19 protein-coding genes, 2 tRNA genes, 1 rRNA gene and 2 pseudogenes are annotated in these 18,558 nt (G+C 30.4%); 12 read left to right on the forward strand and 12 right to left on the reverse strand.

The features are described from left to right. The first annotated feature begins 92 nt into the window (after positions 1 to 92). The 4 genes and pseudogenes from ACR0P1_RS05280 to ACR0P1_RS05295 all read left to right on the forward strand — a co-directional run bounded on the left by ACR0P1_RS05280 (position 93) and on the right by ACR0P1_RS05295 (position 2,206). Positions 93 to 175 (forward strand) — tRNA-Leu (locus ACR0P1_RS05280). Positions 176 to 208: 33 nt separating this feature from the next. After that, a tRNA-Thr gene (locus tag ACR0P1_RS05285) sits at positions 209 to 281 on the forward strand. A 140-nt stretch (positions 282 to 421) separates the two neighbouring features. Beyond that, entirely contained in the window at positions 422 to 1,315 is an 894-nt protein-coding gene (locus ACR0P1_RS05290) for a hypothetical protein (RefSeq protein WP_432645368.1), read from the forward strand. Between the two features lie 7 nt (positions 1,316 to 1,322). Continuing rightward, a pseudogene (locus ACR0P1_RS05295) lies at positions 1,323 to 2,206 on the forward strand (PhoU domain-containing protein). A 32-nt stretch (positions 2,207 to 2,238) separates the two neighbouring features. On the opposite strand, the gene ACR0P1_RS05300 reads toward ACR0P1_RS05295, so the two are convergent. From ACR0P1_RS05300 to ACR0P1_RS05330, 7 genes are read right to left on the reverse strand one after another with little or no spacing between them, the layout of a single operon-like run. Then, the gene (locus tag ACR0P1_RS05300; protein ID WP_432645369.1) at positions 2,239 to 3,081 is read right to left on the reverse strand and encodes a fumarate hydratase; all 843 of its coding nucleotides are present in this window, start codon (positions 3,079 to 3,081) and stop codon (positions 2,239 to 2,241) included. A gap of 50 nt (positions 3,082 to 3,131) precedes the next feature. Then, on the reverse strand, positions 3,132 to 3,368 hold the full coding sequence (locus ACR0P1_RS05305; protein ID WP_432645370.1) for a 4Fe-4S binding protein: 237 nt from the start codon (positions 3,366 to 3,368) through the stop codon (positions 3,132 to 3,134). Positions 3,369 to 3,377: 9 nt separating this feature from the next. After that, positions 3,378 to 3,878, reverse strand: coding sequence for a 4Fe-4S dicluster domain-containing protein (locus ACR0P1_RS05310; RefSeq protein ID WP_432645371.1), 501 nt, complete (start codon positions 3,876 to 3,878; stop codon positions 3,378 to 3,380). Positions 3,879 to 3,889: 11 nt separating this feature from the next. After that, positions 3,890 to 4,756 (reverse strand): pyruvate synthase subunit PorB, encoded by an 867-nt coding sequence (gene porB / locus ACR0P1_RS05315; RefSeq protein ID WP_432645372.1) that lies wholly within the window; start codon positions 4,754 to 4,756, stop codon positions 3,890 to 3,892. 2 nt (positions 4,757 to 4,758) lie between these two features. Beyond that, a complete protein-coding gene (gene porA, locus ACR0P1_RS05320) occupies positions 4,759 to 5,904 on the reverse strand; it encodes a pyruvate synthase subunit PorA (protein ID WP_432645373.1) in 1,146 nt (381 codons plus the stop codon). Positions 5,905 to 5,917: 13 nt separating this feature from the next. Continuing rightward, positions 5,918 to 6,160, reverse strand: coding sequence for a pyruvate synthase subunit PorD (gene porD / locus ACR0P1_RS05325; RefSeq protein ID WP_432645374.1), 243 nt, complete (start codon positions 6,158 to 6,160; stop codon positions 5,918 to 5,920). Positions 6,161 to 6,173: 13 nt separating this feature from the next. Then, positions 6,174 to 6,695, reverse strand: a complete 522-nt coding sequence (locus tag ACR0P1_RS05330; protein ID WP_432645375.1) for a pyruvate ferredoxin oxidoreductase subunit gamma — start codon at positions 6,693 to 6,695, stop codon at positions 6,174 to 6,176. A 179-nt stretch (positions 6,696 to 6,874) separates the two neighbouring features. On the opposite strand from ACR0P1_RS05330, the gene ACR0P1_RS05335 reads away from it, so the two are divergent. After that, entirely contained in the window at positions 6,875 to 8,479 is a 1,605-nt protein-coding gene (locus ACR0P1_RS05335) for a dihydropteroate synthase-like protein (RefSeq protein WP_432645376.1), read from the forward strand. 2 nt (positions 8,480 to 8,481) lie between these two features. Here the strand turns inward: ACR0P1_RS05335 and ACR0P1_RS05340 are convergent, their stop codons facing one another. Next, positions 8,482 to 8,895: a hypothetical protein gene (locus tag ACR0P1_RS05340; protein ID WP_432645377.1), complete on the reverse strand. Its 414-nt coding sequence runs from the start codon at positions 8,893 to 8,895 to the stop codon at positions 8,482 to 8,484. 117 nt (positions 8,896 to 9,012) lie between these two features. On the opposite strand from ACR0P1_RS05340, the gene ACR0P1_RS05345 reads away from it, so the two are divergent. From ACR0P1_RS05345 to ACR0P1_RS05370, 6 genes are read left to right on the forward strand one after another with little or no spacing between them, the layout of a single operon-like run. Further along, complete coding sequence (locus tag ACR0P1_RS05345; protein ID WP_432645378.1) at positions 9,013 to 9,867, forward strand: AAA family ATPase; 855 nt, start codon at positions 9,013 to 9,015, stop codon at positions 9,865 to 9,867. A 2-nt stretch (positions 9,868 to 9,869) separates the two neighbouring features. Then, the gene (locus tag ACR0P1_RS05350; RefSeq protein ID WP_432645379.1) at positions 9,870 to 11,024 is read left to right on the forward strand and encodes a vWA domain-containing protein; all 1,155 of its coding nucleotides are present in this window, start codon (positions 9,870 to 9,872) and stop codon (positions 11,022 to 11,024) included. A gap of 8 nt (positions 11,025 to 11,032) precedes the next feature. Continuing rightward, the gene (locus tag ACR0P1_RS05355) at positions 11,033 to 11,950 is read left to right on the forward strand and encodes a TIGR00269 family protein (RefSeq protein ID WP_432645380.1); all 918 of its coding nucleotides are present in this window, start codon (positions 11,033 to 11,035) and stop codon (positions 11,948 to 11,950) included. A gap of 4 nt (positions 11,951 to 11,954) precedes the next feature. After that, positions 11,955 to 12,158, forward strand: coding sequence for a MoaD/ThiS family protein (locus ACR0P1_RS05360; RefSeq protein ID WP_432645381.1), 204 nt, complete (start codon positions 11,955 to 11,957; stop codon positions 12,156 to 12,158). A gap of 2 nt (positions 12,159 to 12,160) precedes the next feature. Continuing rightward, complete coding sequence (locus ACR0P1_RS05365) at positions 12,161 to 13,021, forward strand: damage-control phosphatase ARMT1 family protein (protein WP_432645382.1); 861 nt, start codon at positions 12,161 to 12,163, stop codon at positions 13,019 to 13,021. Between the two features lie 11 nt (positions 13,022 to 13,032). Beyond that, a complete protein-coding gene (locus tag ACR0P1_RS05370) occupies positions 13,033 to 13,767 on the forward strand; it encodes an NAD(P)-binding domain-containing protein (RefSeq protein ID WP_432645383.1) in 735 nt (244 codons plus the stop codon). Here ACR0P1_RS05370 and ACR0P1_RS05375 read toward each other — a convergent pair. The 4 genes and pseudogenes from ACR0P1_RS05375 to mer form a co-directional block, all read right to left on the reverse strand. Continuing rightward, positions 13,757 to 15,025 (reverse strand): adenylyltransferase/cytidyltransferase family protein, encoded by a 1,269-nt coding sequence (locus ACR0P1_RS05375; protein WP_432645385.1) that lies wholly within the window; start codon positions 15,023 to 15,025, stop codon positions 13,757 to 13,759. The two genes, ACR0P1_RS05370 and ACR0P1_RS05375, sit on opposite strands and share 11 nt — an antisense overlap. Positions 15,026 to 15,050: 25 nt before the next feature. Beyond that, a complete protein-coding gene (locus ACR0P1_RS05380; RefSeq protein WP_432645384.1) occupies positions 15,051 to 15,533 on the reverse strand; it encodes a DUF308 domain-containing protein in 483 nt (160 codons plus the stop codon). A 37-nt stretch (positions 15,534 to 15,570) separates the two neighbouring features. Beyond that, on the reverse strand, positions 15,571 to 16,653 hold the full coding sequence (locus ACR0P1_RS05385) for an archaeosine biosynthesis radical SAM protein RaSEA (protein ID WP_432645386.1): 1,083 nt from the start codon (positions 16,651 to 16,653) through the stop codon (positions 15,571 to 15,573). Between the two features lie 139 nt (positions 16,654 to 16,792). Beyond that, positions 16,793 to 17,752, reverse strand: a pseudogene (gene mer / locus ACR0P1_RS05390) (5,10-methylenetetrahydromethanopterin reductase). A 680-nt stretch (positions 17,753 to 18,432) separates the two neighbouring features. Between mer and ACR0P1_RS05395 the strand changes: the two are divergent. Continuing rightward, positions 18,433 to 18,558 (forward strand): 16S ribosomal RNA (locus ACR0P1_RS05395); the annotation flags it as partial.

The following is an 18,558-nucleotide window of genomic DNA, read 5'->3' on the forward strand; positions in this document are numbered from 1 at the left end:
ATATTATCTTGTAATTCTATTATTTTTGTAGTATTCTATGAAAAAAGAATAACATTTATATACTATGAAAACAAATATTATTATTGTTGTATGCAAGGGTGCCCGAGCGGCCAAAGGGGGAGGACTTAAGATCCTCTGGTATAGGCCTTCGAGGGTTCGAATCCCTTCCCTTGCACTATTTTATAATTTTTTATTGATTCCTGATTATGCCTTAGTGGCTCAGCCGGTAGAGCGCCACCTTGGTAAGGTGGAAGTCGGGGGTTCGAATCCCCCCTAAGGCTTCTGATTTCTGATTTTTCATATTTTTTTATTTTAATAGTTATTATTTCTACTTTCCTCAAAGTTTAAATTTATAAAAAAGAATAGTATTAAATATTATTAATTATATTAATTATTTTGATTAAATTTTATAAGGTGAATTATGAACTATAAAAAACTCGTATTAGTTGGTTGTATTTCAGCATTTGTAGCTATTTTGACTTCAGTTATGGGTGTTGCAGGTACAATTATCGGTTCAGTTATTTCTTCTGTTCTTTATAATATGCTTACAGAAGTACTGGAAAATCCAATTGGAAAGAAAACATTTAGTCCTAATTTTGAATGGGAAATTGCATATGTATTTCCGCTTATAGTAATAGGTTTAATTCAATTTATGTTAATTGCGGCTTTATTATCTGAAGTTGGTATTTTACCTTATACCTTTTTAAATGTATATTTATCAATTCAAGAAATTGCTAACTATAATTTATATCGTATTTTAGGTTTAGCATTACTAGTCATGAGTGTATATCCATTTGTATTAAAAAGGGGTATTGTTAAAAAATCAAATGGTCTAGTTATTGCTTTTGTTGGTTTAGTATTTTTAGCACGTGGATTTGTAGATTCAGGAAATATGATTACAAATATGTATGATGTAGTATTCATGTACTTTGATTTACCAATAGCTATTATGGCATTTGCATTAATAGTTTGTGTAGTAGTTAATATACTTAGTTCATCAAAAAACCATGAAAATGGAGTTAATGTGGTTAATCATAAGAATAATAGAGAGAATTTTTCTACTCAGAATGTTCGTAAAGTACATCACTCCAAAAAACATAATGATTTTGATTATGTTGAAAAAAGAGATAAGTTAAGACAAAATTATCGTAATGATTTTAAACGTAATGATTATGTGGATCATGAAGTAAAATTTAAAAAGATTGTTAAGCAAAAATCTGATGATGATAAATTATCAAATCAAGAAGTTAGCATTAATAAATCATCTGATAATATTCAATTTCAATCTAATGATTTATTAGATGATTATAAATAGTGGTATAATGAGTAAAAAAAATAAGACTCTGAAGGATATTTTGGATATTATTTTATATGAGAATCCTTCAACTCAAGATGAAATTGCTGTAAAGTTAGGGATAACTCGTAGATATGTTACTCGATTATTACAACCTCTTGTTAAAGATGGAACTGTAAAAAGAGCATATATGATTGATTTAAAAAGCTATGAAAAAGTTGCTGAGTCTTTAAGTGATTATATCGGACCTACTGAGACAAAAGGTAATGTAATTGTCAATGATATGATTGCAAATATGGTTAGACATGTTCATTCACAAATTGAAGTTTCATTTGAGGCTGTTTTAGAATATGATGAAGAGAAAGCGAATAAGGCTTTAGAGATGGATTATGCTACAAATAATATGGTGGAAAAGATAAGAACTTCTGTTGAAACAATTGTTAATATGAATAAACATTCTGAAATATCAAAATCCATACTTTATAATGAAATTGCTTATGATTTGGAGCGTATTGGTGATTATTCTGCTCATATTGCTAAATTTGTGATTAATGACATTTATGAAATTGAGGAGAATGTTTTAAAGAAATTAAAGAAAATGTATAAAATAGCTCAAAAAATGATTCGTTTAGCCATCATTTCTTTTCTTGAAGGTAAAACAGAACTTAAAGATGATTTAATGAAGTTAGAAGAATCAATTCATATTCTTCAAACAAAAGCTATTAATTTAATAGCTGAACAAATGGCTGAAAATTCATTTGATGAAAAAGAGCGTTCAAATTATTTTATTTATTTATTTAGAGTTATTAAAGCATTTGAAAGGATGGGGATATTTCTGTAGAAACGATGGATGTTTCAATTGAATTTCATGAAAATATTCCTCGTTCAACTACTCCGAGAACTTTCAGATAATATTAAAAAAAGTAATTAGATTATATAATAATCTAATTGCCATATATTTTTGTTGTTGCGTGCCTGTCAGCCCAGCATTGGATACAAATACCAATTGGCAAACCTGCTGTATGTGTATGTGCTTTTAAGATTTTTACATCTAAGCATGTTGTTTTTCCACCAAGACCCATTGGTCCAATTCCAGATTTGTTAATTTCAGTTAAAATTTCTTCTTCTAATTTAGCTATTTGAGGATCAGGATTTCTTTTACCAACTTCACCAAGTAATGCTTTTTTACCAAGCTTTAAACATAAATCAGAAGTTCCGCCAATTCCAACACCTACAACTGTTGGAGGACATGGTTTTCCTTTAGCTTTAAGAACAGATTCTATTACAAACTCTTTTATTCCTTCGATTCCTTCAGCTGGGAGTGCCATTTTTAATGCATTGTTATTTTCTGAACCAAATCCTTTTGGTAATATGGTTATTTCAAGATAATCTTCATCAATTAGTTCAATATCTATTGGGGGGATGTAATCTCCAACATTCACATTTGTATTTTCTCTTGTTAATGGATCAACAATGTTTGGTCGGATTGGAATTTCTTTAGTTGCTTTTTTTATCCCTTCTTCAATTCCTTCACGTAGATTTTCAACTTCAACATTACCTAATTTAACAAAAACCACTGGTAAACCTGTATCTTGACACATTGGAATTTGTTTTTCTTCAGCAAGTTTAATATTTTTTAAAATAGCTTCTATATTTAATCTTGCAAGTTCATGTTCTTCAATTTTAAGAGCATCTTCAAGTGATTTCCTTACATCTTCACTTAAAACGATAGCTGCTTGTTTGTAAAGTTCATAAACAGTATCTTTAATAGTATCTTTTGTAATCAAAATAAAACCCTATAACATTTAATTAATTTTATTTTTTGATTTTAAAATATTTAAATTTTAATTACATTAATTGGGCAAACGTCAATACAATCTCGGCATTTGGTGCATTTTTCACTATTAATTGTTATGGCTCCACCTAATACTTCTATTGCATTTTCCTTGCAAACTTTTAAACATGGTGCATATGATGGTTGGCAGTGCATACAAAATAAAATAGGAGTGTCAACATTTTGTGTTTGTTGACAACTTCCACAGTTTGTACAATTTGTACATGTTTGTGAGTACATAATTTTTGATTATTTATCTAAAACAAGTCTTGCTCTTGCTTGACTTGTTATAACGTGGACGAATCCACCTTTTTTACTATCTGGCTCGTAGAGTCCAGCTATTTTAGCTAAATATTTTTCTTGGTTTTTAGCTCTGATTTTTTCCGGATCTGCGATAGTGATAGCTCTTTTAGTACATGCTTTAATACAAGCCGGTCCTTCTTCTCTATCAGCACAGAGGTCACATTTTTCAGCAACTTTAGATTGGAAAGTCATAGCACCAAATGGACAAACCATTACACATAATCCACAACCAATACATTTTTCAGTATCTACACCGTCATCAGTGATTGCTTCGGTTGGGCAGATTTTTATACATGGTGCATTTTCACAATGTTGACATACAATGGAATAAAAGGAAGAATCCTGTTCAACAATTTTTATCCTACTAGCATTATGGACTGATGCACACATGTTTTCACAATTCATACATCCGTCACATAAATCGCTATTTACAAGAATATTTTCCATTGATATTCCTCCTATAATCCTAATTCTTTACAATGTGCATCAACATATTTTTGGATTTTTTCGATGTGTTCATCATTTAAGTGTTTAAATCTTTTTTGCACTGATAAGTAATCTTTAACTGGTTTCATTTCTTCTGGTCTGTATGTAATTTCAAAGTTACCATTTTCAATTTCATATAATACCCAAGATCCAGTTTCTACTGCTAATCGTCCCATTTCAATGGTTTTTTCAGATGGGAATCCCCAACCAGTAGTACATGGTTGTTGTAAGTGTATGTAAGCAGGTCCTTTAGTTTCAGCTGCTTTTTTAACTTTTTTGACGTAGTCCTCAGGATATGCAATAGATGCAGTTGCTACATATGGAATTCCGTGAGCAGCCATAATCATTGGCATATTTTTCTTAGGTTTGTCTTCTCCGAAACTTGCACTTCCTTTTGGTGAGGTGGTGGTACTTGCACCGAATGGAGTAGCTCCACTTCTTTGAATACCAGTATTCATATATGCTTCGTTATCATAACAGATGTAAATCATGTTATGTCCTCTTTCCATAGCTCCAGATAATGATTGTAAACCAATATCTACAGTTCCTCCGTCACCACCGAAAGCAACTACATTAACATCATCTTTTCCTTGAATTCTTAATGCACTTTCTACACCAGATGCTACTGCTCCGGAGTTTTCAAATGCAACGTGGATAAATGGAACTTCCCATGAAGTCTCAGGGTATGGAGTAGTCATTACTTCAAGACAACCTGTAGCAGAAATAGCTACAGTATTTTTTCCTAATGCATTAAGAGCTAATTTTACTGCGATTGATGCTCCACAACCAGCACAGCCTCTGTGTCCTGGTGCTAATAAATCTTTATCAGGTATATCCATATCTATTCCTCCTTAAGTCCAATCCATGTAATTTCTTGTACAGGATTTTTTGTTTTTTCATAAACTTCCATGATGGAATCTGGTGTAATGTCTCTTCCACCTAAACCTGCGATAAATCCATAGATTTCTTTATCAATTTTAACTTTCATGTCTGCATAAAGTGCTCCACCAATTCCGAAAGTGAAGTTTTTATCAATAACTGCTATTTTTTCACAATTTTTAACTGCTTCTTTGATTTCTTCAACAGAGAATGGTCTATATGCTCTAATTTTAAGTAAACCTACTTTTTCACCTTTTTCTCTTAATTGGTCTACCATTACTCTAAGTGTACTGCAAATGGAACCCATTGCAACAAAAATTATGTCTGCGTCTTCTGTTTTGTATGGGTCAACGAGACCATATTTTCTTCCAAAAATTTCTGCGAATTCTTCACAAGTTTTCTTAATTACATCAAGTGAGTTGTTCATTGCAACTTCCATGTCATGCCTTGCTTCTGTATAATATTCAGGGTCAGCAAAGTTACCAATAGACATTGGATCATCTGGATCGATATATGAGTGTTTTGGAACATATGGAGGTAAAAATTCATCCACACTTTCTTGATCTGGAATTTCAACGGGTTCTACTGTGTGTGTTAAAATAAATCCATCTAAACATACCATTGATGGAAGCAATACATTAGGGTTTTCTGAAATTTTATAAGCCATTAAGGTAGTATCTAATGCTTCTTGAGCATCTTCAACATAAATTTGTAACCATCCAGCATCTCTTTGTGCGATTGAGTCTTGTTGATCATTCCAAATGTTTAGTGGTGCAGAAATTGCTCTGTTTGCATCTGCTAAAACGATAGGCACTCTCATACCTGCTGCTGCAAATAAAATTTCATGCATTAACATTAATCCTTGGGAAGATGTTGCTGTAAATACTCTTACTCCAGCACCACTTGCTCCAACCGCAGCACTTATTGCACTGTGTTCTGATTCTACTTTAATATATTTAGCGTTAATTTTTTCATCTGCGACATATTGTGCTAAATATTCTGAAATTGTAGTTTGTGGAGTAATTGGATAAACGGGAATAACTTGTGGTTTAGCTAATCTTACAGCTTCTGCAACTGCTTTGTTTGCGGTCATTACTTCTTTTATCATTAAATCACTCTCTTTATTCTTTTACCATTTCTATTGCATCGGAAGGACATTCGTATGCACAAATTCCACATCCTTTGCAGTAATCATAATCTATATCATGTTGTTTGTTTACACTGGAATCTGGACAGAAAATAATGCAGTTATCACAATCAATACATTTTTCTTTGTCTAAAATTGGTTTAAATGTTCTCCAACTTCCAGTTTTATTATTTCTACTGTTACCTGGTGTTTTAATTATACAACCTATATTTACCATTGTACTCACCCTTTTATCCCATGTCATAAGCTTTTTTAGTAGCTTCTACATTTAATTCTCCAACTTTTCCAGGGAAAGTTTCTTTAATTACTTCGAGTAGTGATTCAATACTTACAATTTGGGTTTTTTTAGCAAAATATCCTAAAATAATGGTATTTACTATATTACGTCCTAACATATCTAATGCAATTCCAGTTGCATCAATGCTATTTACAACATTTTTTCCACTACCTTCAAAAGTTTCAGTATTGATTATAACTTCTGTAGTATCTTTAATTCCTGAGAAAACATCTACTACATTTAGTAATCCATCATCTAAGACTAATACATGGTCGGGGTTGTAGATTTGGTATCTTAAAGCTATTGGTTCAGTATCAATTCTTGTAAATGCCATAACTGGAGCTCCTCTACGTTCAACTCCAAAGAATGGGAAAGCTTGGGAATATTTACCGTCTTTGAATGCTGCTTTAGCTAAAATTTCAGCAGCAGTTACAGCTCCTTGTCCTCCTCTTCCATGAAAACGAATTTCAATCATTAATTTTTCCTCCATACATTTATCATGTATAATCATTATAAATTCTAAAATATATAAAGGTTTATGTTACTTTTTATTATAATATTATATACTGAAAAATTTGAGTTATTTTAAAAGGATTTAATATGATGTATAATAATATATTATATTAAAGAAAAAAATCTTGTTGGAATGTTATTATGAAAGTTTTAATTATCACTGGTGAGTTAGCATATCCATTAATAAAAGAAGTTGTTTCAGATTCAAAAGAAGAAATTATAGTACATATTGCTGATAATACTCAGGTAGCAGCATTTTTAACTCCTAAACAACTAATTAAAGAAGTAAAAACTTGTTTTTCAAATCAATTGGATGAAATCGACATGATTTTAGTTCCAGGTTTAATTAAAAAAGGAACAAAAGAAATTACCAAAGAACTTGGAATTCCTACATTCAAAGGATCTACTGATGGGGCAGACCTTGCAATGGTTTTAAGTTTAATTAGCACTATTGAATTATCTGAAGATAAACCTGCAGACAAGTTAATTGAAGAAGAAAAGAGAAAAAAAGCTTTTGAATTAATTGAAGAATTTGAAAATGATGAAGAAAATATTGAAAAACTTCTCAAAAAACCAAACAACATTCTAATTAGGAATCTCCCAGTTGGTGAAGATTTTCCAATGAGAGTATTGGCTGAAATTGCTAATGCACCTTTTTTATCAAAAGAAGCATTGATTAATAAATGTCAATATTTCATTGATTCAGGAGCAGACATGATTGATATAGGAATGGCTGCTGGTGAAGATTTTTCAGACAAAATTCCGGATTTAATTAACACTTTACGACCTATTGTTGGGGATAGGCCATTAAGTATAGATACATTAAATGCTAATGAAATACAAGTCGCTGCTGAACATGGTATTGATTTTGTTTTAAGTTTAGATTTAGGTAATAACTCTGAAGTTAAAGAAATTTTAAAAGAAAAAGGAATTCCTGCAGTTTTACTTCCAACAAATTTTTCACAAGGAAAATCTCCAAAATCTCCAGCTGAAAGGGTTGAAGCAATGCATCAGTTAATTAAAGATACTGAGGGTTTAAATTATGTTGCTGATTTAATTTTAGATCCGGTAAATAGTTCCAGTATTGTTGAATCCATAATTGCTTGCAATGAATTTCATAAAACAAATCCTGCACCTATGTTTTTTGGTGTGGGAAATGTTACAGAGTTAATGGATGTTGATTCTGGTGGAGTTAATGTTTTACTTGCAGGAATTGGTATGGAATTAGGTGTAAGTATTTTATTCACTCCTGAAGAAAGTGGAAAAACAAGAGGTAGTGTTTATGAATTAGCTACTGCATCTAAAATGATGTTCCTTGCAAAACACAGAAAATCAATTCCAAAAGATTTAGGGATTAATTTAGTTGCATTTAAGGATAAACATAAAAGAAATGATATTATATTAAATGAAAGAGAGGGCATTCCGGAAATTATACAAGAAAAACCTATGAAGTTCATAAGGGATAAGGCAGGTAGTTTTAAAATTAATGTTGATTATGGTACTACAGTTAAAAATAGTAAGATTACTGCTACTCATTTTAATAAAAATAAACCTGACATTGTAATTGTAGGACATTCTGCTCGGGAAATTTATGAAGAGATAATAACAAAAGAATTAGTTACACGAATGGAACATGCTGCATATTTGGGTTCTGAATTACAAAAAGCAGAAATCGCAATGATTACTGGAAAAGAATATGTTCAGGATTTTGAATTATTCAAAAATCCTGATGAATTTAAAAAATAGTTTTATTTGAAGTCTACAGATGATCCACCTTCTTGTCCTGCAGAATCTGATTCTGAACCAGAGTTTGATTCTGAAGATTCAGAGTCTGAAGCTGGGCTGTTACTAGAACTTTGTCCACCACTATAACTTGATGAACTATATCCGCTACTTGAACTACTACTGCTACTATATTGGTTGCTGCTGTATCTAGCACTATCATCAGAGCTTGAAGCTACAACTCCAGTATCACGGTATGCACTAGAATTATCAGATGTATCATTAGCAGTGATATTGGTTGTATTTGTTGTTGTATTATTCATTACAGTGTCATTTGTGTTATTAAATGAAATTCCATTACTTGAAATAACAAAAGCAACTACTCCACAAATTATAATCAATATTACTAATACAATTATGATAGCATTATCAGCTTTCATAGTATACCTCCTTTAATTTTACATATTGAATTATTACTATTTATATTATTACACAAACTTTAAATAAATTTAGATTAAATTTTAACTTATAATACAATTATTATGAAGGTTTAAGAATTGCAAGTTGAAAATATTACTATTAAAGATATTGATAAAAGTCTTTTAGATTCAAATTATGTTTCAAATAATGAAATTTCAACTACATTATATTTATCCTTTTTACTAGGAAAGCCAATGCTTATTGAAGGACCGCCAGGTGTTGGAAAAACAGAATTAGCAAAGGTAGTTGCAAAAACATTCAATAGAGATTTTTTTAGAATACAATGTTATGAAGGCATCACTTTTGAGCAAATTGTCGGCGAGTGGAATTATCAAAAGCAATTGCTTCATTTAGAATCTACTAGAAATGAGACAAATTCTCAAGATAAAATATTTGATGAAGAATTTTTCATAAGAAGACCTTTACTCAATGCATTTTTAAATGATAATGATTCAGTATTGTTAATAGATGAAATTGATAAAGCTGATGAAGAAGTGGAAAGTTTTTTACTCCAGGCATTAGGTGAACAAGAAATTACAATTAATGATTTAGGTACTTTCCAGTTAAAAAATGATTTACTTGTTATTTTGACATCAAATTCTCAAAGATCATTGCTTGATGAGACAAAAGACAGATGTTTGTTTTTATATATTCCATATCCTAGTGTTGAGCATGAAATTGAAATCGTAAAGTCAAAATTACCTGATGCGGATGATGAAGTAGTATCATATGTTGTTAAGTTAATTCATGATATTCGTAATCTTAATCTAATGAAAAAACCATCTGTTAGAGGAACTGTTGATTGGGTTCGATCAGTTATGAATTTAGGAACTAAAAATTTAGATCAATCATTAAAAGACAGTGTTGGCGTAGCTATTAAAACTGAAAGTGATAAGAAAAGAGTTTTAAAAGATATTTTTAATAAGAGATAGAAATGATAAATAAAATAGCGACTTTATCAGCTCAGTTAAGAAAAAAAGATTTGCCAGTAAGTATTAGAAGTACTCAAGCAGCTGTGCAAATTTACAAGCATTTAGGTGAAAGTGATAGGAACTTGCTTAAAACTGCGTTAATGGCAGTTTATGTTAAGGATAAATATGATATTCCTAAATTCAATAAGATATTTGATGAAATATTTGCTGTTAATGAAAAGGTTGAAATGTCTGAACAACTTCAGAAAAGTAAGGCGTATAATGGTGCTGGACCTAAATCAAACAAATATATAATTAAAAAGCAGGGGGAGATGGCTAGCAAAGTCAAGCAAGAAAAGATTTCAAATGAACAGTTGAAAATGCTTTCTGGTCAGCCATTACTTGAGGAGGCTAAAAAACTTGAGCGTGATGGGGAATTGATGAATAAAGATTTAACAAAGTTAAATAGGTTTGATCCTCGTATGCTTGAGATTTGTCAAAGGTTAGGTAAAAGAATTGCTAATAGGCGTTCAAGAAGAAAAGTTAAAACAAATTGTAATAAAATTGATATTAGAAAAACTATAAGAGCTAACTTGAAATATGGTGGTGTTCCATTCGAACTTGTAAAATCAAAACCAAGGCCCCACAAAAATGAACATTTGTTTTTAAATGATATTAGTGGATCGTGTGAGTGGATTAGTAGTTGGTTTTTTATGCTGATGTTTTCAGCACAAACAGCATTTAAAAGATCAAGAACTTTTGAATTTGATAATAAAGTAATTGAAACTACTGATGCTCTTAGAGAAGAGTATCTTATAGATTCATTTGTAAAGGTCAAAGATTTGCGTATTAAAAATATGATGGTTCATGGCACTTCTAACATGTATTCTGCATTTAAAAGCTTTCAGGAACAGGCTAATATTAATAATAAATCTTATGTCATTATTTTATCAGATTGTCGTGATTGGGCAGGACCAAAGGTTAATGGTATTCCCGCCAGTGTAGAACTTGTTGAAGAAATGGTAAGAGACTCTAAAAAACTTATAATTTTAAATCCAGAAGATAGAAATAAATGGGATGTTGTGGATAGTTGTGTTTCACTGTATAGGGATGCAGGGGCACAAATATTTGAAGTTAATACTTTAAACCAACTCGCACAATTCGTAGAACAAATGTAGGTAGTAATATGCAATGTAGTAAATGTGGTAATCCTAAAGTTATTATTAAAAAAGAACAGTCTGGACAATTATTATGTAAAGATTGTTTTATTGAATCAATAGAGAAAAAAGCTATTAAAACAGTTAGAAAAGAAAAACTATTAGATAAAGGAGATAAGGTTTTAGTAGCGCTTTCCGGTGGAAAAGATAGTGTAACAACACTTGAAATATTAAATACATTTCGTCAAATGCACATTATTGATCTTTGTGCTGTTACCGTTGATGAGGGAATTGACAATTATAGGCAAGAAGGTGTTGATATAGCTATTAGGCATGCTGAAAGATTAGGTATTGAACATAAATTAGTATCATTAAAAGATGAATATGGTATTACTTTAGATGAAATAATGCAGATGGAAAACCACAAAGGTTCTTGCACATATTGCGGAGTATTTAGAAGGACTATTATTAATAAAGCAGCCCGTGAAATGGGTGCAACAAAAATCGCTACTGGACATAACTTGGATGATGAAGTTCAGGGAATTTTAATGAATTATCTTGAAGGAAACACTGATAATTTAACTAAATTAGGTGCAAAAACAGAATCTAAAGCAGAAGAATTCACGGTTAAAATTAAACCTTTACGTGAAATACCTGAACGTGAAATTGGATTATATGTTGTTGCAAAAGAACTGGAAGTTCATTTTGATAGTTGTCCTTATGCAATGCAATCATTTAGAGGGGAAGTTTCAGAAGTTATTAATCAATTGGCTGAGAAGCACCCAACCATTAAGTATTCTACACTTAGAGGATATGATAAAGTTAAAAATGTATTAAAAAAAGAATTAAAAAAGGAATTTAATCATGGAAGATGTATTAAATGTGGTGAACCTGCAGCCAATGAATTATGTAAAGCTTGTTCATTTTTAGAGGAATTAGGATTGTGATAAAGTGCAATTTACATTGAAATATAAATCAATAAATGAAAAAAGAGAATTACCAAATGATAATTATACAATTAAAGATTTACTTAAAGAATTAGAATTATCTGCTCAAAATGTGGTGTCAAAGCAGAATGGTGAACTTGTAATTGAAGATACTGTAATTGAAAATGATGATGAAATTCAAATAGTTCAAATAATATATGGTGGTTAGTTTTGAATGTTAGTTATGAATGCGGGCCTTGTTTTTTAAGACAAGCTCGTGAAGCTTTAGATTTATCAACTGATGATGAAGATCTTAAAATGGAAGTTATGGGTGAAATTTTTAAATTTTTAAGCACTAATTTCAAGGCAGGTGCCAACTCAAATGGTACAGGTTCTGTAATGCATAATATAATTAAACAGAAAACTGGTTGCAAAGATCCTTATTATAATGAGAAAGTTGAGGGCAATGAAATTGCTCTTAAGTATCTGCCAGATGTTAAAAAGATATTAACTGAAGATGATAGTTTAGAAAACTATGTTAAAATAGCTATTATAGGCAATATTTTGGATTTTGGTGCATTTACTTTAGATGATGATATCGAAAGTGTAATTAAAGAGTCACTTAAAAAGGATTTGGCTGTTAAGGATATTGATGAATTTGAAAACTCTTTAAAAAAACATGACAAAGTTTTATATTTAGTGGATAATACTGGTGAGATAGTATTTGATAAATTACTTTTAAGTAAAATTAAGGAATATGATTTGGATATTACTATTGCAGTAAAATCAGAACCTATTTTAAATGATGCTACCCTGGTTGAGGCATTAGATGTTGGACTTGATGAATTTGGAGAAATTGTTGAAATAGGTGCTGGAACTGTTGGCTATGTGGATAGTGAAATTTCAGATGAATTTAGAGAAATTTTTGATAGTCATGAATTCATAATTTCAAAAGGTATGGGAAATTATGAAGGATTAACCGAAATAGATTTATCTGCTAAGGATATTTACTTTTTGCTGTGCGTAAAATGTAATACTATTGCAAGGCATATTGGTGCAAATTTACATGACATGCTTCTTTTTAAAAAATAATAGTGAATATTATGATTATTGGTTTAATTGGATTTGGAAAAGTTTCAGAAAATCTTGTAAATTTAATTAAATCGGAAGATATTAGATTTATAACTTCTATAGATGGGAGATCTCTTAAAACCATAGAATCTATTAAAAAATCTAAAATTGAAGTTTTAGATACATTTAAGAGAGTAGCTATTGAGTGTGATATTTTAATTTCTGCAAATTCTCCAAAAAATGCACTTCAAGTTGCAGAAGATTATGGAAAGTTTACAAAAGGGATTTATTTAGATTTAAACAATATTTCTCCTGAGACTACATTTGAAATAAATAAGTATGTTGAAAATCTTGTTGATGGAGCTATAATTGGAAAAATAGATTCTGGTAATCCTATTTTATATCTTTCCGGTGAAAAATCAAAAGAATTATTATTTTTAAATGAGTTTATAAAAACTAAAAAAATCAGCGATAACATTGGTGATGTATCTATTTTAAAATTACTTAGAAGCACATATACAAAAACATTATCTGCTCTTTTAATAGAATCAACGGAAATTGCAAAGGAATATAATTTACAGGAAGAATTTTTTGATATTTTATCCTTGACAGAAGGAGATGATTTTAGGGAAAAATCTCTCTCAAGGATAAATAATACACTAAACAGTTCAAAAAGAAAATCAGAAGAGCTTGATGAAATAATAAATTATTTTAACAAAAATAAATTAATTATGGTTAAAGCAGCATTAGAAAAGCTTAACCAATAACTACATTAACCTTAAATCCTTTTTTAGCTTTTTTTATTTCCCCATTAACAGGGATAAAATGAGAGTCCATAATGTATCTAAGATAAGTAACTTCTGTTGCAGGTAATCTTAAGTTTGTTTTGATTTTTTTACCTTCACTTTTAAACTGGACAGAAATTTTACCGTTTTTATCAACGTATAAATCTGTTTTCAAGCCTTCTTTTGTGATTTTTGTTTCAAATTTAGTTAAATTTAATCCTGCCTCTAAGCTTAATGGAGCATTGACATCAATTTTTTCACTTCTGAATTTATCATTAGCTTCACGTGTATCTAAATTACTGCTTGCAACATACCATGCCCTATCGATAACTCTTTGAACTTTTTGATTATCTGGAATGACTCCTTGTGATTCATAGCTTTTCATTAAATCCATTACTTCTTTTTTTGTAACTCCCATTTCAATTGAACTAATTGCTAATCTGGTCATTACAGGACCATAATTTGATCTTCTAAAAACTGCCCAAATAGATTCAGGATCTCTATAGACTCTTCTTTTTATAATTTCATTTATGGTGTTTCCATTGAGATAAGCTATTTTCTCAAGATTTCCTCTTGAATAAGTGTTCATTTTTTTGTAAATGTCATTCCAATTTCTATTTCTAGGAACTCTACCTGCATCGATTTCACGTTGAAGAATTTCAACAGTTGACTTTGGGAGTAATTTTTTAATATCTTCTGTTATTGTCATTTCATTATCGATTATAGATTGTCTAATTAATCTACCAGAATATTTATTTTTATTGAATTCTTTTACTACATGATATTTAAGTTTGGATCCAAGAAAGTGATTTATAGCATACCAGCGAATTTCATTTCTGTTAGTGTAATTTTTAGGCATTCCGACAAAATTTCCTTCATCAATAAACTTTTGTGATTTTGATTTAATTTCATCAAGGGTAATGCTTGCGGAAGTAATATAATCAGTTACTCCATCATCAATCATTTGTTTAAGTCTAATTGGTACACTGTAAGACAAAACTAATCTATGATGTAATCCTTCAAAAGATTTAACTTCATCGACACCTAAGGCCAATGCCATATCTCTACGTGCTTCGAAATTAACAAAAAAAGGAGCATGGTTTGCACTAAATCCTTTATTCAAATAAACAACGACTTTTTTGTTTTCTTTATCTGCTAGTTTTCTAGCTTCTTTAATTAATTTTTCATGACCTTTATGGACAGGGTCAAAATCTGCACTAATTCCAATCAATATTAACACCAAAAAAAGAAAAAATTAGGATAGATTATCTATCCATTAATTTAAAAATACCACTTATCACTAACCATATTCCGATTAAAGTTCCAAGAATAATTGGATTTGAGAGATAAGTTCCAATAATTATATATGCTAAACCAAGTATAATTCCAATGATTCCACTATAAAATCCGTATCTTGTGTTACGGTTATTAATTAATGAAACAACAGCAACAATAATTAACATTATTCCTGCGAAATACATTGAAATTTGAGCTAAAAATCCAAGCAATGCTGGATGGAATATTAAACAAATACTCAATAATAAAAGTATAATTCCTAAAATTAAATCAAGTATTGCTCCACTGCTATTGTAATCTATTATTGTTATTCCAACGACAAGCAAATAAATAGACATTAATAGTACTGATAAGCTAATTAAGGAACTGATTCCAATAATTCCCATTATTGGAAATATAATTATTATTAATCCGAAAAGTATGGATAGTAAACTAACAAATTTAGTTTTCATAATTTCCTCCTACTATTAATTAATATTTTTAATATATTTAATATAATGGGATATGTTTAATCTCAACAGTTGAGTTATTCATATCTGAATTATTAATTTCAGCTAACCACTCATTTTTACATTCACATTCATATTCAATTTTGCTTTGAGTTAAATTGTTAGCTATTATCATATGTTTCAAATCTTTATTGCATTTTTTACAGTTATATGGTCCACGTCTTGATCCAAATCCTGATGTGTCTAAAAGTGCAGGTATATCTAGCTCGTCACGTACGGTATTTATAATTTCAATACATGACCAAATCCAAGGTGGTTGGTAAGCCCCTTTTCTCCATAATCTTTCAATTACAGTTCCACCATGTATTGTTGCAGGGCAGAATGAAAGCCTATCAACATTAATAGAATTACAATATCTTGCAGTTTTTATTGCTTCTTCTATAGCTTGTTTTTCAGATATTAAAATAGGTTTTACAAAAATATATGCTTTTGCTTTTAGATTATATCCTTTTGTTTTCATTAAATGTTGAATTAGTTTTGTCGCATTTTCAAAATCATCACGGGTAAAACCTTTATTGATTTTTTTAAGTCTAGTATAGTCATTTGATGTTTCAAGACCCATACTTATTTCGAATAAAGTATCGCCAATGATTTCAAATATTTCATCTAAATACTCTTCTTTGACGTATTCTGGTCTTGATTCAACAATAATCTCTGTAACATTACCTAGATTAACTAAGGTTTTTAAGATTTCATCACGAGCATCTTTTGGAAGTTCATATGGATTGAGGAAACTTCCTGATGCAAATAATTTCACTGAAATTTTATCTTCTTCAGCTATTGGATGTCTTGATAAATGTTCGTTAAATATTCTAAGGATAGTTTCAGTATCAATTGGTTCTAAAGTACAATCTGATACATAACTACACATTGTACATCCGCCACTATCACCGAGTGCCCATGAACATCCAGGGGTTGGTAAAATTATAAATAATGTTTTTGAAATACCATCATAAGTTAAATCATCATTGTACCAACTTGCTCCAACTTGTTCTGGAGTTTTTGGATCTTTTCTCTCAAAAGCTCTTGTTCTTATATCTTTTGTTAAATTTTCAATTTCCATCATAATACCTGCAATTAATATTAATGTAATATTATTATTATGATTTTTTTGTAATTAAAAATTATTGTTAAAAAAATAGTTTTATTAATAAGTTGTGTATATTGAAGTTAAAAAAATAAAAAAAGAAAAGTAATCAAGTTTAGAAACTTGCGATTACGTCTCCTAATAATTTGATGGATTCTTCTACGTTTTTACCTACAGGGGAACCTGCTACGTATTGGGTTACGCCCATTTCGGATAATCCTTCAATTTTTGGAATGAATTCGTCAGGAGTACCACATACTGAGAATGCATCGAGTGCTTCATCGGTTACTGCACCAATAGCTCCACCGAAGTCACCTTTAGCTAAGAATGCACCCATTTTTTCGTTGTATCCTTCAGGTAATCCGTGTCTTTCGATAACAGGTGCTGGGGATCCAGCTGCAATGAAAGCAACTACGATTTTAGCTGCGTTTTTAGCTGCATCAGAGTCTGCTCCAATAGAAGTTGCAGTGTATGCACCTACGTCGAATTCTTTGTCTCCAGCTGCGTCTAATCCTTTTTTAATCATTGGCATAGCAGCTTCGTAATCTTTAGGGTTGGAAGCGTTAATTAATACACCGTCTGCGATTAATCCAGCGGTTTCTAACATTTTAGGTCCTTGTGCTCCCATGTAAACAGGGATGTGATCTTGGACTTTTTTTACTCCGCCTAATTTTGCTCCGCCTTCAGTTTTTTCTCCTGCTAATAAAGTATTAATGTCAGCAATAGCTGATTTAATAGTGGATACAGGTTTAGTCCATTCAATTCCTAAAGCATCGAAAGTTGCTTTGTCACCAGGACCAATACCGAAAGTTGCTCTTCCTTCTGAAATTTCGTCAATGGTTGCGATTGCGGAAGCTGCGATTGCAGGGCTTCTTACGTATGGGTTGGTTACACCAGGTCCCATTTTAATAGTTTCAGTGTTAGCTGCGAGTAATGCTAAAGTTTCGTATACGTTTTTGTTGTTGTAGTGATCAGTGATCCATGCGTATTCAAAACCTACGTCTTCTGCTAATTTTACTAATTATACAATTTCATCTAAAGGTTTGTCTGGTACAAATTCTATACCGAATTTCATATTTTATCACCAATACTAATTTGGTTAGTAATATATAAAGTAATTTTTATTTGGATTAGATAGAAAGTTTTATATATTAATCATGTTTCACCAGGGTCTATAGTTATATAAAAATAGCATATATTAATTATTTTATTTTTTGTAATACTTAATTTATTTTATTATTCTATTAGTTATTCATAAAATATTGGAAGGTTTATTCTTAATTTAATTATATATTATTTGTTGTATCAAGTTATTTTTTAATTAATTTTTTATTATTAGTGTTATTATAAGTTATTTTTATTTTTTGTTTGTTTTTGCAATGTTTTTTGTTTGTTTTTGTTGGTGTGATTTGTGTTTCTATTAGATGTGCTATGTGTTTTATGGCGTTGGTTTGAGTTTTTGTTGCTTTTGTGCAATTGGCTATGATGACTGCTTTATATTCCGCATGTAGCTATATTTAATGTTTATTGATTTATAATAATGTTTTATTGTAATTTGGATGAATGTGTTTTTTTGTGAGTACCTGAGTTTTTTGGGTATGATGTATGTTTTGTAGATGTGGTGAAATTTGATTGTAGAAAAATAAGTTTTTTTCGTCAATTTTTTATGTGTAACTCGTCTTTATTATAATTTTTTTATGTGTACTTCTAATAGAAACTTAAGTGTTTTTAGATTAGTATTCTGTTATGTGTTCAATTCTGTTTGATCCTGGCAGATGCTACTGCTATTGGGATTCGATTAAGCCATGCAAGTCGAACGAGTTTAGGCTCGTGGCGTACGGCTCAGTAACACGTGGATAACCTACCCTTAGGACTGGGATA

This window comes from Methanobrevibacter sp. (genome assembly GCF_050872065.1).
Taxonomy (GTDB): domain Archaea; phylum Methanobacteriota; class Methanobacteria; order Methanobacteriales; family Methanobacteriaceae; genus Methanocatella.

Excerpts from the sequence above, each read along its gene's own strand:
- ACR0P1_RS05290 (WP_432645368.1), top strand. The coding sequence starts at position 422 with ATGAACTATAAAAAACTCGTATTAGTTGGTTGTATTTCAGCATTTGTA.
- ACR0P1_RS05305 (WP_432645370.1), bottom strand. The coding sequence starts at position 3,368 with ATGTACTCACAAACATGTACAAATTGTACAAACTGTGGAAGTTGTCAA.
- ACR0P1_RS05310 (WP_432645371.1), bottom strand. The coding sequence starts at position 3,878 with ATGGAAAATATTCTTGTAAATAGCGATTTATGTGACGGATGTATGAAT.
- porB (WP_432645372.1), bottom strand. The coding sequence starts at position 4,756 with ATGGATATACCTGATAAAGATTTATTAGCACCAGGACACAGAGGCTGT.
- porA (WP_432645373.1), bottom strand. The coding sequence starts at position 5,904 with ATGATAAAAGAAGTAATGACCGCAAACAAAGCAGTTGCAGAAGCTGTA.
- porD (WP_432645374.1), bottom strand. The coding sequence starts at position 6,160 with ATGGTAAATATAGGTTGTATAATTAAAACACCAGGTAACAGTAGAAAT.
- ACR0P1_RS05330 (WP_432645375.1), bottom strand. The coding sequence starts at position 6,695 with ATGATTGAAATTCGTTTTCATGGAAGAGGAGGACAAGGAGCTGTAACT.
- ACR0P1_RS05335 (WP_432645376.1), top strand. The coding sequence starts at position 6,875 with ATGAAAGTTTTAATTATCACTGGTGAGTTAGCATATCCATTAATAAAA.
- ACR0P1_RS05340 (WP_432645377.1), bottom strand. The coding sequence starts at position 8,895 with ATGAAAGCTGATAATGCTATCATAATTGTATTAGTAATATTGATTATA.
- ACR0P1_RS05350 (WP_432645379.1), top strand. The coding sequence starts at position 9,870 with ATGATAAATAAAATAGCGACTTTATCAGCTCAGTTAAGAAAAAAAGAT.
- ACR0P1_RS05355 (WP_432645380.1), top strand. The coding sequence starts at position 11,033 with ATGCAATGTAGTAAATGTGGTAATCCTAAAGTTATTATTAAAAAAGAA.
- ACR0P1_RS05370 (WP_432645383.1), top strand. The coding sequence starts at position 13,033 with ATGATTATTGGTTTAATTGGATTTGGAAAAGTTTCAGAAAATCTTGTA.
- ACR0P1_RS05380 (WP_432645384.1), bottom strand. The coding sequence starts at position 15,533 with ATGAAAACTAAATTTGTTAGTTTACTATCCATACTTTTCGGATTAATA.
- ACR0P1_RS05385 (WP_432645386.1), bottom strand. The coding sequence starts at position 16,653 with ATGGAAATTGAAAATTTAACAAAAGATATAAGAACAAGAGCTTTTGAG.